The following is a 15,239-nucleotide window of genomic DNA, read 5'->3' as shown; positions in this document are numbered from 1 at the left end:
TACGGAACGTGGTGGTGCCAACCGAGAGGATGTCAGAGCCTGGTCAGGAGGTGTCGGCGGCATGCTGCTTGCGCGCGCGGTACGCCGCCACGGCCGCGCGGTTGCCGCAGCCCGCGTCGCAGTACCGCTTGGAGCGGTTCTTCGACAGATCCACGACGACGCTGCTGCAGGTCGGGTAGTCGCACACGCGCAGGCGGGAGAGCTCGTCGGCGCGGACGACGTCGATCATCGCCATCGCCGCCTCGACGGCCATCCGGGTCGCCAGGGGAGCATCCGGCGGCGTGGCGTGCAGGTGGTAGTCCCATCCGTCGTGTCGGACCAGCTGGGGGACGGCATGCGCCTTGCGCAGCATGGCGTTCACGATCTCGACGACCTCGTCCCGGTCCGCCGTCCACATCCGCCGCAGTCGCGGGCGCAGCGCCCGTACGGCGAGCAGCTCGGCCTCGTCGTGCCGGAGCTCACCGCTCCAGCCCCAGACCCGGACGAACTCCTCCAGCGCGGCGACGTCGGGCAGTCGCTCGCCATCCGGGTCGTCGGTGTTGATCAGGGCCGCGGCACTCTGCAGCGCCTGCTCCGTGTCATGAGCAAAGATCACGTTGACTCCTAACACGGCATCGCCTAGTGTCATCTCCGTAAAGCATTTTACTCCTTACATTGTCCCGACGGGAGGTCGCGACGTGATGGCCCGGTCATCGTTGCAGGGTCTCGGACTCGCCGCCGTCTCGGCGGCCTCGTTCGGCACGTCGGGCAGCCTCGCGACCCCGCTCCTGCGCACGGGCTGGTCGCCCGCGGCGGCGGTCACGGCCCGTCTGCTCGTAGCCGCGGCCGCGCTGACACCCGCCGTCATCCACGTCATGCGGGGCCGCTGGAGCCTGTACGTCTCCCAGTCCCGCATGGTTCTCGCCTACGGGCTCGTGGCGGTCGCGGGCGCCCAGTGGTGCTTCTTCAACGCGGTCACGCACCTGTCGGTCGGCGTCGCGCTGCTCCTGGAGTACCTCGGAACGGTGATGATCGTCGGCTGGCTATGGCTGCGCCACCACCAGCGGCCGCGCCGGTTGACCACGAGCGGGATCGCGGTCGTGATCGTGGGTCTCGCGCTCGTGCTCGACGTGTGGGGCGAGCATCGTCTCGACCCGGTCGGGGTGCTCTGGGGACTCGGCGCCGCGCTCGGTCTCGCGACGTTCTTCGTGCTGTCAGCACGGGTCCACGACGACCTTCCGCCGCTCGCCTTGGCGTGGGGAGGTCTCGTCACCGGAGGCTTTGCCCTCGTCGTGCTCGGTCTGGTCCATGCCGTCCCGTACACCGCGTCGTCGACGGACGTGGTGCTCGTCCAGCACCGAGTGAGCTGGCTCGTGCCGGTCCTCGGTCTCTCGCTCGTCGCCGCCGCCGTGTCGTACCTGACCGGAATCCGCGCCGCCCGTGTCCTGGGCGTCAAGCTCGCCTCGTTCGTCGGCCTCAGCGAGGTGCTCTTCGCCGCGGTCTTCGCGTGGCTGCTGCTCGGGCAACGGATCGGCACCGTCCAGATGCTCGGGGGCATCCTCGTCCTGGCGGGGGTCGCGCTGGTCCGGCTCGACGAGAACGTCGGGGCGCTGCCAGAACCGGATCTCGAGCGGGAGCGCCTCCTCCTGGAGCTCTCGCCCCGAGACGAGATCGCTCGCTGAGACCTGGCGAGCGAGCCGCGCGCGTCACGCCCAGAAGGCTGTGACCGCCGTGGGGTCGCCGATGTACTGGTCGGCGGACCGGATGAGCCCATCGGTGACCACGAAGTGCACGATCTGCTCGTCGTCGAAGCTGCGGCCGTCCGGCCTGGTGCCGCTGACGCGGGTGACGACGGCGACGTGAGAGCCGCCGTCGGTCATGACGGTGCCCGGCACGGCCCTCAATGTCCCCGCGGTGAGGCGGCCGGACTCGTTGAGGAAGGCGATGATGGCGTCGATTCCGCGGTGCACGCCGCCCAGAGTGTCGTCGTTTCGGTGGTTCCAGGTCGAGTCCTCGGCGAACACGGCCGCGAACGCCTCGAGGTCGCCGCGGGCGAAAGCCTCGAAGCCGGTCCGGACGGCGGTCGCGGCATCGACAGTGGTGGGGGTGGCGGTCATGGTGGCTCCTCGGTCGACGATAAGACTGTGGCGCCACGCTAGGGAGTCGCGCCGACCCGGCTCCTCGACTGTTCAGTCGATATCCGGCCTACTCGGAGCCCGGCCGGGGGGAGACGAGTCCGTGCGCCATCGCGAACATCGCGAGCCCGGCGCGTGTGCTGACCCCGCACTTGGCATAGAGGTTGACGGTGTGGGTGTGCACCGTGGCCGGCGACACGAACAGCTCGGCCGCGGCCGCGCGCTTGGTCCGCCCGGCGACGAGCAGCCGGAGGACGTCGAGCTCGCGCTCGGTGAGGGCGGCGGGCAGGCGTGGCATCGGTGTGCGCGGCGCCCCAGCGGCCTCGAGGACGGCTCGCACGGCGTCGCGGTCAAGCGGTAGCCCAGCGAGCACGCGTGCGGCCTCACGCGGTGGGTGCGCGGCCCGGTACGGTCTCGGCTCCCCCAGGGCGTGGAGCACGTCGGCGGCGGCGAGCACGCAGGACACGGCATCGAGCTCGGCGGCGTGGACTCCGGCGGGGTAGCCGCTGCGATCGCTGCGCTCGTGGTGCCGGCTGGCTGCGAGGCCGAGCGGCGCGAGCACGGGGGAGCGGGCGAGGATCCGGCCCGAGTGATAGGGGTGCAGGCGCACGAGCTCCCACTCCGGCGGTCGCAGTGGGCCGGCGCGCTCCCAGATGCCTGTCGGGACTGCGACGCGTCCGAGGTCGTGCACGAGGCCGGCGCGGTACGCCGTCGCCGCGAGTCCCGCATCGAGCGCGGTGGCCGCATCACGAGCCAGCTGGGCGACCCCCCGGGAGTGCCCATGGAAGCAGGGGGCCTTGAGGTCGGCCGCGTCGCCGAACGCGGCCAGGGTCTCCTCCAGGGCCGCCTCGTCGCGAAACGCACGGCGGGGAGCCGGCTCCGCGGCGACCACCGCCTCCCAGACGTCGTCCGGGTCCGAGAGACGCAGCAGCTCCTCCGGAGCATCGAGGAAGAGCCCGGCTATCGCCGGGTCCAACGCCCGTCCAGCCCATCGCCGTACCGTGGAGACGGCCTCTGCTGTGCCGCCGACGGCGTCGAACATCACCGCGGCGAAGCCGACAGCGGCGAATCGTGCCGCCTCAGCGATGTCCTCGCCCTGGGCTCCGTCAGGCGCCCCACGGCCGTCATATCGCTCGAATCCCTGCAACACCGCGGCTCGCACGGAATCGGGCAGGCCCATCCGTCGGGTCAGCTCCGCACCCACCTCACAGTCGGCCCGGGCACCTTCGGCCGCGATGCGGGCCATCACCGGGGACCGGCCGAGGATTCGTGCGCGGTCCAGCCCGGTGCCGAGGCCCGCCAGCAGCCGCAGCGCCTCTGTGGGTCGGGTGGTGTCGGCCAGGTCGGCGGCGGCTCGCACCGCGACGTCGTCGCCCGCGAAGGTCATGGCCAGCTCGTGAGAGGTGGCCGGGCAACCCGCGAAGCGCAGCAGGGTCGTGTAGTAGACGTCGTTGCGTCGTGCCTGCGACAGGCCGCTCCTGCGCGCCAGCTCGCTGGCCAGTAGGCAGGCACGCATGGCCTCGCCCGGCGGGTGACCGCGCGTGAGGTCGCTCGTCACCGACAACGCCGCGACGACCCCGGCCATGCCGATCGCCGCGCTCACGTCCGCACTCTAGGCGCGAGAAGCCGGGCGTACGTTGTGGGGCCGTGGACGTCGACGGCTCGGGACGACAGCTCGGCGGCGTGTTCGACTCGATCGCGGCTGAGTACGACGCCTACCGGCCGACATACCCGGATGATCTGGTGGATCTGGCCTGTGCCGGCCTCGCGGCGGGCGACCCGGTGCTGGAGGTGGGCTGCGGATCGGGTCAGCTGACCCGCAGCCTGGTGGCGCGGGGACTGCAGGTCACCGCGGTCGATCCCGGGAGCCGGCTGCTCGCCCTGGCGGCGAGGGAAGCGCCCGGCGTCCGCTTCGTGAACGCCCCGTTCGAGGAGGCGGAGCTGGGCGGTCAGTTCCCGGCGATGTTCTCGGCGTCGGCCTTGCACTGGATCGACCCGGACGTCAGTTGGTCGCGTGCCGCCGGTGCGCTGTCGCCAGGGGGGACGCTGGCCCTCCTCCAGTACTGCGGCATCGAGGACGACGACGACCAGGCGGCGCAGCTGGAAGCGCTGCGTCGGGCCGCGCCGCGGACAGCCGCGGCCTGGCCGGCGCTCCGGTCGCTGCCCGCGCTGATGGCCGGGATCGAGAAACGCAGGGCGAACGTCTCCGAGGTGTGGTCCTGGGTCGCTCAGCGCGACCTCGCCCGCGCCGCCGGCCGGCTGTTCGACGATGTGCGGGCTGCGGCCGTGCCCGTCGTCTGGGAACGTACGGCTACTGAGCTCATCGCGCTCCTGCGCACGCTGTCGCCCTATCACCACCTCACCGCGGACCAGCAGTCCGTCTTCGAGGCCTCGATCGTCGACCTGGAGCGCGACCTCGGCCGGCCCATCCGCTCGACCACTGCCGCCGTCTTGGTCACCGCCCGGAAGGCTGAGCCCTAGGCGCTTCCCTCGGCTTCGACCAGCGACCTCAGCAGCTCTGCCACGTTGTCGTAGTTCGCCTCGAGTCCGTCCGTCTTGGTCATGTGGTCACGGCCCGCCTTGTCGCGGAACTTCAGGCTGTGCCGCAGCTTCGTCACTCCGTCGGTCTCGGACAGATCGATCGATTCGACAGCCTCCACATCGGGCCATCCCTCGAACCGCCACGTCTCGACGGTCCGCCTCGGGGGCTCGACCTCGAGGAAGGTGCCGCGGAAGGACATCTCGGTCCCGTCGTCGGTCACGAAAACGAAGCGGTAGTCACCACCTACACGCAGGTCCACCGAGCACACCGTCACCTGCTCGCCGAAGGGCGCAAGGGTCTTGCGGAGGTGCTCGGGCCTCGTCAGGACGTCGAACACGAGTTGGATGGGGGCATCGAACTCTCGGGTGAGGACGATCTCGAGCTCGTTGGGGAACTCGATGACCGCCGACCCGTGCCGATCAACTGCCATGCCGGTCTCCTTGTCGTTGAAGCTCCCTGAGGTAGTTGTCCACCCGATCCATTCGGTCGTTCCACGCCCTCTCGTACTTGCCCAGCCAGTCCTGGAACGGCCGAAGACGCGCCGCCTCCAGGCGGTACAGACGGCGACGCCCGTCCGCCCGGCAGGTGACGAGTCCGACCTCGCTGAGCACCTTCAGGTGCTTGGACACCTGGGGCTGGGGCATCGACAGGTCGTCAACGATCGCCCCGACCGCCTTCTCGCCGGTGATCAGCGTGTCCAGGATCTCGCGGCGACGTGCGTCCGCAACCGCGTTGAACACGTCCGACGTGGTGGAGGAGCGGGCCACGGGACAAACATATTCCGATATTGGAATGTGTCAACGGGTGTATCGCTCACCCCTCGACGCGCAGGCGCATCACCCATCGCCACTTGGCGATCTGGCGGTCACGGGTGAAGCCGAAGTCGGTAAACAGGTCCTCGGGGCCGGTGTGGAAGTACGCGCCCCGCTGCGGCTCGCGACCCTCGACCTGCTCCGGGTAGGCCTCGACGAGGCCGCCGCCTGCCTCCTTGATCGCGGCGAGGGCTCCCGCGACCGCCGCGCGGGCCACGCCGCGCCTCCGGTGCCGGCTTCCGGTGAAGATGCACCCGATCCGCCAGTCGGGCAGAGCCATCAGGCCCTTGGCGTAGGTTGCCCGGTTGTTGATGGTCGGCAGCTCGACAGGTGTGCCGAACTGGCACCACCCGACGCACTCCGCGCCCGCGTAGACGAGGACCTGGTGGACGGTGCCCGCAGTGACATGGGCGAGCTTCGCGGCTCGGTTCCCCGCCACAGTGTGGCCCTTGCCGACGCCCTCCGGGTGGAAGCCCATGCACCAGCAGCCTCCCCACACCCCGTTGTTCGCCTCCACGAGCGTGGCGAAGTCGTCCCAGGTCTCGGGCGTGAGGAGGCCCGTGGTGTACGTCGGCCCGTCGTCGCTCACCCGGCCAGCATGCCGCAAGCCGACGACCGACCTCACCTACGCCGCGTCGGACCCAAAGCGCCGGTCGACGTCGAGGCGCCAGGTCGGATCGCGCATGACGACCGAGTCGGCCAGCCCGGGCGGTGGCCGGAAGGTCGGCATCCCGTCGAGGGCCATGGCGACCTCCCAGTCGCTGTGGTGGACGAGTCGGTGATGGTGGCCGCACAGCGCGACAAGGTTGTCGAGCCGGGTCTCGCCGCCCTGCGACCAGGGCACGATGTGGTGCGCGTCCGTCCACGCAGGTGGGAGCCCGCACCCCGGAAACGCGCACCCGCCGTCGCGCACGAGGAGGGCGCGGCGCATCCCGACCGGCACGGTTCGGGAGGCGCGCCCGATGTCCAGGACCTGCGAGGACGTCCCCAGCACGGCCGGGATGACCATGGCGTCGCAAGCCAGCCGGCGGGCGAGGCCGGGCGCCAGCTCGGTCCCGTCGTCGAGCGTGCCAGTGCCCACGTTGCCGACCAGCGACTGGTGGTCGAGGGTGACCACCACCGTCGCCGGCGAGCCGCCTTCGCCGGGAAGTCCGCCGTCGGCGAGGGATCGGCGGGCCAGCTCGACGAGGGCGTCGCCGCGTCGCCTTGCCGGCGTACGGGCGTCGCGTCCGTCCGCGGCCGTGGGGCGCGGTGCGGACAGCGGCGAGAGCGCCGCCTCGAGCAGGGCCATCCCCTCGGCGTCCAGGGAGCCGTGCACCGAGCCCGAACCATCCGGCAGCTTCGAGCAGGTGAACTCCCGGACCGGCTCGACCAGGTCCTTCTCCTCGGGCGGGATCGGCGCGACCAGGTCGAGCAGGTGGGCCGCGGCCGCCCGCAGGCTCGAGGGGTCCAAGGACGGAGCCAGTTCGAGCAGCGTCTGTTCCGCCTTCGCGATCTCGGCCCGGTCGAGGGGCGCGCGCATCCGTGCGGCGCGCTGCGTGAGCTCCTGGATCGCCGTCGCGATGACCTCGGCGTGCGGGATGTCGATCTCGCCGGCGCGTAGCGCGTCGCGGACCGCGGGCGCGTGCGTCCCGATCTTGCCGGCGAGCCTCGTGACGCGGCGCGCCTCATGACGCGAGAGACCTCCGGTGCGGACCAGCCAGTCGACGGTGGACCGGCCGCCGGCCTCGATCGCCGCGCCGCGGGTCTCGACTTCGGCGAGCAGCTCCAGACGCGCGGCCTGCACGAGGCGGTTCACCTCCTCGAGCGCGAGGGCACTCTCGAGGAGCTCGCTCGTCGATGCCGTCCACCACGAGGCGCTCTGCAACTGACCGATCGCCTCCGACGCGGCCGACACCGCGGCGGGACCCGGCATGCTCGCGGCTGCCGCGAGTGTTCTCATGCCCACGACGTTAGACCCGCCCTCCGACAGTCTTCTCCAGTCGTATCAACAGGAATCGACGAATCTCAGCGGTGACGACGTGCTGCAAGCGGCACAATGCTTCGATACCCGTCCTGCGGAGGTGTCGCGTGAGCCAGAGCCACCCGCCGCATGTCGTCCAAGGAACGCAGCAGACCGCACGAGCGGTGGAGATCCTGGTCGAGGCCTTCCACGACGACCCCACCTGGGCGTCCGCGTTCCCGGATGAGTCGGCCAGGCGCGTACAGCACCGCTGGCTCTGGGGACTGTTCGTCAGCGGGGCGCTTCGCTACCCCTTCGTGTGGCTCACGGACGACGAGGTCGCCGTCTCCGTCTGGATCCCACCCGGGGGAACCGAGCTGGCACCGGCGCAGGAGGAGGAGCTCGAGGACGGGCTCCGCGAGCGACTTGGAACGGGTGCGGATCGAGTGCTGCGCGCGTTCGAGCTCTTCGACGAGCACCATCCGCGCGACGAGCCCCACCACTACCTCTCGCTGCTCGGAACCGACCCCGCGCACCGGGGCCGTGGCCGCGGGCTGAGCCTGCTCGACGACAACCTCGCGGCGGTGGACCAGATCGGCACGCCGTGCTTCCTGGAGGCCAGCAACCCGGCGAACGTCTCCCTCTACGAGCGATACGGCTTCACGGTGCGCGACCGCTTCGAGCCGTTCTCCGAAGGCCCCGTCGTGACGACGATGTGGCGAGAGGCGGCGTTCGCCTGATCGAGCCGACTGGGCCGGGCTCTTCGTGGTGCCGGAGAGACACGTCCGTCCTTCGTTGGTCCCGCTTGAAGGGGAGCGCCACGACGAGAGCGCGAATCTCGCGTTGAGCCGTGCCGGGACTGCCCCACGTGACGTGGACCTGCGTGCCCACCGAGGAGTGGTCGCGAGCGATCACGCAGAGGTAGGTCGTCTCCTGGAGAGGGGTGCTCAGTGCTCGCCCCGAGGAGACGCCCACGGGCCTCCACGCGTGCGCCACGCTCTCCCGCGTCCACGAGGTGTACTCCTGCGCCAGGAGCATCTGGGCGAACTGCCCCCACGTTCCCGATGCCGTCACGCGCCCGATGCAACGTCGATCCAACCGTGGTCTGCGCCGGAGTCGGGATCACGGAATCTGCAACCTTTGCTTTCCCGGCGGCCTCCTTCCCTTCGGAGGTGACCGCGACAGGGTGATGGCACGAGGCGCGCCCGCTCGGCCGGCGCCGGTGCACCAGGAGGAGAGCCCCCATGGCCCTAGGCGTCGACACCGAGGTGCTGGTCGTCGGGGCCGGGCTCACCGGGGCCAGCACTGCTCTGCTGCTCGCGCGGCACGGCGTCGACACCCTCGCGATCAGCCAGACCCACTGGGTCGCCGACTCGCCGAGGGCGCACATCATCAATCAGCGGACCATGGAGGTGATGCGGGCCGTCGGCCTCGAGGAGGCGTGCTACCAACAGGCTGCGCCGGGTGAGCTGATGGCCAACCACGTGATGATGACCGCGGTCGCCGGACGCGAGTTCGGACGCATGTGGACGTGGGGCAACGACCCGGCCCGGCTGGGTGAGTACGCGGCCGCCAGCCCCGGCCGTGGGTGCGACTTGCCGCAGCACCGTTTCGAACCCATCCTGGTCGGCGAGGCGCAACGGCTCGGGGCGACGGTTCGCTTCGACACCAGGTTCCTGACCCTGGAGCAGGACGAGGACGGCGTCACCACGGTCCTCGAGGACCTGGTCAGCGGCGAGCAACTGCAGGTGAGGTCTCGCTATGTCGTGGGCGCGGACGGCGGTCAGAGCCGGGTCGCCGACGCGGTCGGGCTGCCCCTCGTCGGGACCCAGGGACTCGCGCCCGCGCTCAACGTCCGGTTCAGCGCCGACCTCTCGCGCCACGTCGCGCACCGGCCGGGGTCGCTGTACTGGATCCTCCAGCCCGACCGGCCCGAGAACCTCGGCAACGCCATGCTGCGCATGGTTCGTCCGTGGGACGACTGGGTCATCGGGTTCGTCCACCTCGGGGCATCGGTGGCCGACCTCAGCACTGCCCAGGTCGAGCAGCACGTCCGCGACATCATCCAGGACGACACGATCGACGTCCGGGTCACCGGCGTGTTCCCGTGGCGCATCAACCACGTCATCGCCGAGCGCTACCAGGCGGGTCGGGTCCTCTGCGCCGGGGACGCCGTCCACCGGCACCCGCCGATGAACGGGCTGGGCGGGAACACCTGCATCCAGGACGCGTTCAACCTGGCCTGGAAGCTCGCCGCGGTGCTGCGCTGGGGAGCGGGGGAGCGGCTGCTCGAGACCTACAGCGACGAGCGGCAGCCGGTCGGGCGGCAGGTGGTGGATCGGGCCATCGCGAGCTGGCGGCAGAACCCGGAGGTGGTCCAGGCGCTGGGCATCGATCCCTCCGCGGCACCGGAGGTCCGCGAGGCTCAGTTCGCCGAGCTCTTCGCCGACACCGACGCCGGCGAGCAGCGCCGCGCGGCGTTCGAACGAGCCAAGCGGTCCAAGGTGTACAGCTACCACGCGCACGGCGTGGAGATGAACCAGGTGTACGCCTCCGCCGCGGTCATCGACGACGGGGCGGCGCCGCTCCACGACGAGCGCGACCCGGAGCTGTACTACCAGGCGAGCAGCCGGCCGGGATCTCGCGTCCCGCACTGCTGGGTCGGCGTCGACGGTCGTACGCGCTCCACCCTCGACCTCGCCGAGCCGGAGCGGTTCACGCTGCTGGCCCGAAACCGCGGTGCCGCCTGGCTGGGTGCCGCCGCGAAGGTCGGAGCCGAGCTCGGCGTACCGCTGTCGGCAGTCCGGATCGGCCCCGGCTGCGAGGTCGTCGACCTGTACGGCGCCTGGGCGGAGCTCTCGGAGACTGCCGAGTCCGGGTGCGTGCTGGTGCGCCCGGACCAGCATGTGGCGTGGCGCAGCGTCGAAGCGCCGGCCGACCCGACCGAGGACCTCCGACGGGTCATTCGTCGCTGCCTCGCCCTCGAGCCCGACGGCACGACCGGGGCGAATCGCTGAACAGCGGACTCGGCGCCGACCCGCTCGGTATCGTCTCGGCATCGGTCTACCGCAGGGTGGGGGTGTACGTGAGCGCCTGCCCGACCTGTCGCGCCGAGGTCGTCCCCGGTGCGAAGTTCTGCCCCGAGTGCGGCACCGCGCTCGCGCAGCGGGCGTGCCCGGGCTGCGGCGCTCCGGCGCCGAGCGGCAGGTTCTGCTCGGAGTGCGGGACGGCTCTGGACAACGGCCGTCCGGCCCAGCGGGAGCAGTCCGGGGCGTTCCCTGAACGACGGGTGGCCTCGGTGCTGTTCGCCGACCTGGTGGGCTTCACCCCGCTGAGCGAGACCCGGGACGCCGAGGAGGTCCGCGACCTCTTGTCGCAGTACTTCGACCGGTGCCGCACCGTCATCGGCCGCTACGGCGGCACCGTCGAGAAGTTCATCGGCGACGCCGTGATGGCCGTCTGGGGGGTCCCGGTCGCCAGGGAGGACGACGCGGAGCGCGCGGTCCGGGCGGGACTCGAGCTGCTGCAGGCGGTGTCGGCCCTGGGCGCCGAGCAGGGTGTCCCCACCCTCGCGATGCGCGTGGGCGTGCTGACCGGCGAGGTAGCGGTGACCGTCGGCGCCACCGCCGAGGGCATGGTCGCCGGCGACGCGGTGAACACGGCGGCGAGGATCCAGGCGAGCGCCGAGCCCGGGCAGGTCTGGGTCGACGACACCACCCACGCGCTCACGGCGAGCTCGGTGGCCTATCGCGACGCCGGCGAACACCAGCTCAAGGGGAAGGCCGAGCCGGTCCACCTGTGGCACGCGCGCGAGGTCGTCGCCGAGGTCGGCGGGGCCCGACGAATGGACGGGCTCGAGGCGCCCCTGGTGGGCCGTGCCGCCGAGGTCCGCCTGATCAAGGACCTGTTCCACGCGACGGCGGACGCCGGCCGGCCGCGGCTCGTGGTGCTGGACGGTGAGGCGGGAGTCGGCAAGTCGCGGCTGGCGTGGGAGTTCGACAAGTACTGCGACGGGCTCGCCGCGACCGTGCGCTGGCACCGGGGCCGGTGCCCGTCCTACGGGGAGGGTGCGACCTTCTGGGCGCTCGCGGAGGCGGTTCGGGGTCGTCTGCAGGTCGTCGAGTCCGACGACGCGGGAAGCGCACTCGACTCCCTGGACGCCGGACTCGCGCAGTACGTCGCGGACGAGGCCGAGCGCAGCTGGATCCGGCCCCGCCTGGCGACCCTCATCGGTGACGACACCGACAGCGCCTTCCCGCGTGAGCAGCTGTTCGCGGCGTGGGCGGCGTTCTTCGCCGCGGTCGGCGGCGACGCCCCCGTGATCTGGGTCATCGACGACGCGCAGTACGCCGATGACGCACTTCTCGACTTCGTCGACTACCTGCTCTCCACGGCGCGGCACGCGCTGTTCATCCTCGCGCTGGCACGTCCCGAGCTGCTGGCCCGTCGGCCGGACCTCGGCGGTCGGCGGACCTCGGTGGTCCGCCTGGACGTCCTGGACGAGCCGGTGATGGCGGAGCTGCTCGACGGACTCGTCGGCGAGCTGCCGTCCCCCGTGCGCGACGAGCTTGCCCGCCGCTCGGAGGGGATCCCGCTGTTCGCGGTGGAGACGGTGCGTTCGCTCATCGACCACGACCTCGTCGTCCCGTCGGGCGGGCGCTACGTAGCCACCGACCGGCTGACCGTCGCCACCGCCGAGGGCAGCGCCCCCGCCTCGCTGCAGGCGCTCGTCGCCGCGCGTCTCGACACTCTCACCCCGGTCGAACGCCAGGTGGTCAGTGACGCCTCGGTCCTCGGCCTGGCCTTCACCGACCGCGGGTTGCGAGCGCTCGGCGACCCCTCTGTCGACCTGGAGCCGGTGCTCGCCTCCTTGCAACGCAAGGAGATCTTCAGTCTCGAGACCGATCGCTTCTCCGCCGAGCGCGGCTCGTACCGGTTCGTCCAGGGCGTGGTCCGCCAGGTCGCCTACTCGACGCTGGGCAAGCGGCAGCGAAAACAGCGGCACCTCGCCGCCGCGGACTTCCTCGAGTCGCAGCAGGAGTCGGCGGACGAGCTGGCGGCGATCGTCGCCCAGCACCTGCTGGACGCCGTCGACTCCTCGGCGGCCACCGACGACGTCGACGAGCTCATCGCCCGCGCCTGTGTGTGGCTGGAGCGCGCCGCGGACCGCGCGCGACGGCTGGGCTCGCCGGGCGAGTCGCTGCGCCTGCTCGAGACGGCCATCGCACGCAACCGGGACGCTGCAGACATCGGCCGCCTGCACCAGGCCGCTGCCGAGGTGGCGTACGAGGCCGGGGCCTGGGCGGTAGCGATCAGCCATGCCGAGTTGGCGCGTCACGAACACCTCGGGCGTGGCGACTCCGTCTCGGCGGCCATGGCGACTGGCATCCAGGCCCAGGCGATGGCGAGGGCGGGCGACAACGCCGGCGCCGTCCGCGTCGCCGCCCCCGTGCACGAGGCGCTGCCGCCCGGCCCCGAGACCGACTCTGCGCGCCTGCGCCTGGCGTCGGCGCTCTCGCTCGCCTACGACTCCCTGGGCGACGATCGAGTGGCCCCGCTCCTCGACCTGCGGCTCCAGCTGTCCGAGCGCCTCGGCGACTTCTCCTCGCTGTCACGGGCACATCTGCACGTCGGCAACCGGTACCTCGTCATGGGGGCGCCGGTCTCCGCTGGGCTGGCCTATCGCAACGCCGCCGAGATCGCCCGCGAGCACGGTTTCCCGGAGGCACTGTCCAACGCCCTGAACAACTTGCTCATCCTCGACGCCGGGCGTGACCTCGCGGTAGCGCGCGGCTGGGCCGACCAGGCGTTGCTGGAGGCACACCGCTCCGGTGTGCGCGATGCGATCGACGGCGCCTTCATCAACCGCTGCCTGCTGCTGTGGCTGAGCGGTCGGCTCGGCGAGGCCGCGACGTCCATGGACGAGGAGGCGGCGGACGTGACCGACTCGTCGGTCCTGCCCATCGTGTCGGCTCTCGGGAGGTGGCTGGACGAGGCGCGCGGGGAGAGCCGGGGCTGGCCGGCGGTCGGGTCCGAGGATGCCGACCAGGAGAACGTCATGGCCTGGGTGGGTTCCGAGCGCGCCAACGAGCTGGTCCGCAGGGAAGAGACGTCGGGAGTTCCGGAGCTGCTGCGCGAGAGCCTGCGTCACCTGCTCGCCGCGAGCGGCCTCGAGGACGACTTCGTCCACGTCTGGCCGTCGCTCGTCGAGTCCGCTCTCGCTGTCGACGACCCCGACCTGGCGGAGGAGCTGCTCGAGCCCGTCACCGATGCGCCGCCGGGGATCTTGTCCTCCGCGGTGCTGGCGCACCACCGCCGGCTCTCCGGCCTGATCGGCGCTGCCCGTGGCGACGACCCGGCTCGCGTCGATGCCGACCTGCGTGAGGGCGCCGACCAGCTGATGTCCCTCGGGATCGTCGGCCTCGGCGCGCGTGCCGTCGAGGACCACGCCGCCTGGCTCGCCGGCCAGGGTCGTCATGAGGAGGCGGCCGCGAGGTTCGCCCAGGCCCGGTCGGTCTACGAGCGGATCGGCGCCTCCGGGTGGCTGGCCGCCCTCGACGACCGTCGCCGCGTCGCCTCAGCCGTCGCCCTCGACACGACCGCGTGACGCCGATCACCCCGGCAGCGGTGCTCCGGCGGCGACAGCCACCATCCCGACGAGCGCGGCGGCGAGCAGGGTCGCGACGACGCCTCGACGCAGGGCGAGCAGGACGATCGCGGCCAGTGCCAGCAGGGCGAACTGCCACGGCTCCGTCAACGCGCGCGTGAGCGGGATGGCCGAGCCGAAGATCGCCCCGATCGCGGCCGGGCCGGCACCGTCGAGGAAGGCCCGCGCCCGTTGGTCGGCCCGGATGCGGTCGAAGCGGGTCGCGCCCAGGAGGACGAACAGGAAGGAGGGGGTAAAGGCCACCACCGAGGCGAGCACCCCTCCGACGAGCCCGGCTGCCGCGTAGCCGACGACAGCCACCGTCTGCACGACCGGGCCCGGGGTGATCTGGCCGAGAGCCACGGCGTTGAGGAACTGGGCGCCGGTCATCCAGTGGTAGTGGCCGACGGCGTCGCCCTGCATGAGCGGGATGATGACGAAGCCGCCGCCGTAGGACAGCGCGCCGACCTTGATGGCCACCCACGCCACGCTCAGGAGCACACCGGCGCTCAGGGTGCCCACGCCGAGGAGGGGGAGCGGGGAGAGGCCCGGTCGCGCCGGGCCACGGGGCAGGCCACGCCGGAGGAGGAGCTCCACTCCCCCGCACGCGAGCAGCACGAGCACCAGCCGCGGGCCCAGCGTCGCGGCGGCGACGGCACCGGCGAGGACGTACGCCGCCCAACGCACGCGCGCCGCGCTCCTCGCCCAGCTCGCTGGGACGAGGCCGACCCCGGCATGGACGGCGACCGCGGCCACCGCCGAGCCGGCGCCCGCCCCGGCGGCGAGGACCCACGTCGGTGGCGCACCCTCGAGGAACAACGCCGCCAGGGCGAGGATGACGACGAGGCCGGGCAGGATGAACGCGGTTCCGCCCACGAGGGCACCGGCCCGACCACGCAGGCGCCACGCGCAGTAGATGGACAGCTGGGTCGACGCCGGTCCCGGGAGCAGGTTGCACGTCGCGATCGCGTCCTCGAACTCCGTCGCGTCGATCCACCGCCGCTGCTCCACGCACAGCGCGCGGAGGAGCTTGATGTGCGTGGGCGGCCCCCCGAAGCCGATGCAGCCGATCCGGCCCCACTCGCGCAGGACGGTCAGCAGGGACGGCGTGACCGGACCGCGGTCGGCGTCGGTCACCGCGCTCGGGCGAGCCTGTTCGTCGCCACCATGCCGGGCTCCAATA

13 protein-coding genes are annotated in these 15,239 nt (G+C 71.9%); 5 read left to right on the top strand and 8 right to left on the bottom strand.

Features of this window, described 5'->3' with window-relative positions:
- Positions 1 to 43 precede the first annotated feature (43 nt).
- Complete coding sequence (locus VMI11_05715; protein HTY71906.1) at positions 44 to 595, bottom strand: CGNR zinc finger domain-containing protein; 552 nt, start codon at positions 593 to 595, stop codon at positions 44 to 46.
- An 85-nt stretch (positions 596 to 680) separates the two neighbouring features.
- On the opposite strand from VMI11_05715, the gene VMI11_05710 reads away from it, so the two are divergent.
- On the top strand, positions 681 to 1,661 hold the full coding sequence (locus VMI11_05710) for a DMT family transporter (protein HTY71905.1): 981 nt from the start codon (positions 681 to 683) through the stop codon (positions 1,659 to 1,661).
- 24 nt (positions 1,662 to 1,685) lie between these two features.
- Here VMI11_05710 and VMI11_05705 read toward each other — a convergent pair whose 3' ends face one another.
- Both VMI11_05705 and VMI11_05700 read right to left on the bottom strand, forming a co-directional pair.
- Complete coding sequence (locus tag VMI11_05705; GenBank protein ID HTY71904.1) at positions 1,686 to 2,096, bottom strand: nuclear transport factor 2 family protein; 411 nt, start codon at positions 2,094 to 2,096, stop codon at positions 1,686 to 1,688.
- Positions 2,097 to 2,184: 88 nt separating this feature from the next.
- Positions 2,185 to 3,717 carry an HD domain-containing phosphohydrolase gene (locus tag VMI11_05700; protein HTY71903.1) on the bottom strand — a complete coding sequence of 511 codons (1,533 nt, stop codon included), beginning with the start codon at positions 3,715 to 3,717 and terminating at the stop codon, positions 2,185 to 2,187.
- A 44-nt stretch (positions 3,718 to 3,761) separates the two neighbouring features.
- Here VMI11_05700 and VMI11_05695 point away from each other — a divergent pair, with 44 nt between their 5' ends.
- A complete protein-coding gene (locus VMI11_05695) occupies positions 3,762 to 4,595 on the top strand; it encodes a class I SAM-dependent methyltransferase (protein ID HTY71902.1) in 834 nt (277 codons plus the stop codon).
- Here VMI11_05695 and VMI11_05690 read toward each other — a convergent pair.
- Genes VMI11_05690 through VMI11_05675 form a run of 4 tightly spaced genes read right to left on the bottom strand, consistent with a single transcriptional unit; the run spans position 4,592 to position 7,410 of the window.
- Positions 4,592 to 5,086 carry an SRPBCC domain-containing protein gene (locus tag VMI11_05690; GenBank protein ID HTY71901.1) on the bottom strand — a complete coding sequence of 165 codons (495 nt, stop codon included), beginning with the start codon at positions 5,084 to 5,086 and terminating at the stop codon, positions 4,592 to 4,594. The genes VMI11_05695 and VMI11_05690 overlap by 4 nt on opposite strands.
- Entirely contained in the window at positions 5,076 to 5,423 is a 348-nt protein-coding gene (locus tag VMI11_05685) for a metalloregulator ArsR/SmtB family transcription factor (protein ID HTY71900.1), read from the bottom strand. Before VMI11_05685 ends, VMI11_05690 begins: the two co-directional genes overlap by 11 nt.
- Before the next feature lie 46 nt (positions 5,424 to 5,469).
- A complete protein-coding gene (locus VMI11_05680) occupies positions 5,470 to 6,057 on the bottom strand; it encodes a GNAT family N-acetyltransferase (protein ID HTY71899.1) in 588 nt (195 codons plus the stop codon).
- Between the two features lie 36 nt (positions 6,058 to 6,093).
- Positions 6,094 to 7,410 carry a DUF222 domain-containing protein gene (locus tag VMI11_05675; protein ID HTY71898.1) on the bottom strand — a complete coding sequence of 439 codons (1,317 nt, stop codon included), beginning with the start codon at positions 7,408 to 7,410 and terminating at the stop codon, positions 6,094 to 6,096.
- A gap of 128 nt (positions 7,411 to 7,538) precedes the next feature.
- Here VMI11_05675 and VMI11_05670 point away from each other — a divergent pair, with 128 nt between their 5' ends.
- The 3 genes from VMI11_05670 (at position 7,539) to VMI11_05660 (ending at position 14,017) form a co-directional block, all read left to right on the top strand.
- Complete coding sequence (locus tag VMI11_05670) at positions 7,539 to 8,150, top strand: GNAT family N-acetyltransferase (GenBank protein HTY71897.1); 612 nt, start codon at positions 7,539 to 7,541, stop codon at positions 8,148 to 8,150.
- Positions 8,151 to 8,654: 504 nt separating this feature from the next.
- Positions 8,655 to 10,427 carry an FAD-dependent monooxygenase gene (locus tag VMI11_05665; protein ID HTY71896.1) on the top strand — a complete coding sequence of 591 codons (1,773 nt, stop codon included), beginning with the start codon at positions 8,655 to 8,657 and terminating at the stop codon, positions 10,425 to 10,427.
- 68 nt (positions 10,428 to 10,495) lie between these two features.
- Positions 10,496 to 14,017, top strand: a complete 3,522-nt coding sequence (locus tag VMI11_05660; protein ID HTY71895.1) for an adenylate/guanylate cyclase domain-containing protein — start codon at positions 10,496 to 10,498, stop codon at positions 14,015 to 14,017.
- 6 nt (positions 14,018 to 14,023) lie between these two features.
- On the opposite strand, the gene chrA is transcribed toward VMI11_05660, so the two are convergent.
- Positions 14,024 to 15,193 carry a chromate efflux transporter gene (chrA, locus tag VMI11_05655; protein HTY71894.1) on the bottom strand — a complete coding sequence of 390 codons (1,170 nt, stop codon included), beginning with the start codon at positions 15,191 to 15,193 and terminating at the stop codon, positions 14,024 to 14,026.
- Between the last annotated feature and the right edge of the window lie 46 nt (positions 15,194 to 15,239).

Source organism: Actinomycetes bacterium, from assembly GCA_035506535.1.
Classification (GTDB): Bacteria; Actinomycetota; Actinomycetes; order DATJPE01; family DATJPE01; genus DATJPE01.
This window is presented reverse-complemented; position numbering and strand designations above follow the sequence as displayed.

What these genes read in the sequence shown, in the direction of transcription:
- VMI11_05665 (HTY71896.1), top strand. Translation starts at nt 8,655, where the DNA reads ATGGCCCTAGGCGTCGACACCGAGGTGCTGGTCGTCGGGGCCGGGCTC.
- VMI11_05675 (HTY71898.1), bottom strand. Translation starts at nt 7,410, where the DNA reads ATGAGAACACTCGCGGCAGCCGCGAGCATGCCGGGTCCCGCCGCGGTG.
- VMI11_05705 (HTY71904.1), bottom strand. Translation starts at nt 2,096, where the DNA reads ATGACCGCCACCCCCACCACTGTCGATGCCGCGACCGCCGTCCGGACC.
- VMI11_05690 (HTY71901.1), bottom strand. Translation starts at nt 5,086, where the DNA reads ATGGCAGTTGATCGGCACGGGTCGGCGGTCATCGAGTTCCCCAACGAG.
- VMI11_05710 (HTY71905.1), top strand. Translation starts at nt 681, where the DNA reads ATGGCCCGGTCATCGTTGCAGGGTCTCGGACTCGCCGCCGTCTCGGCG.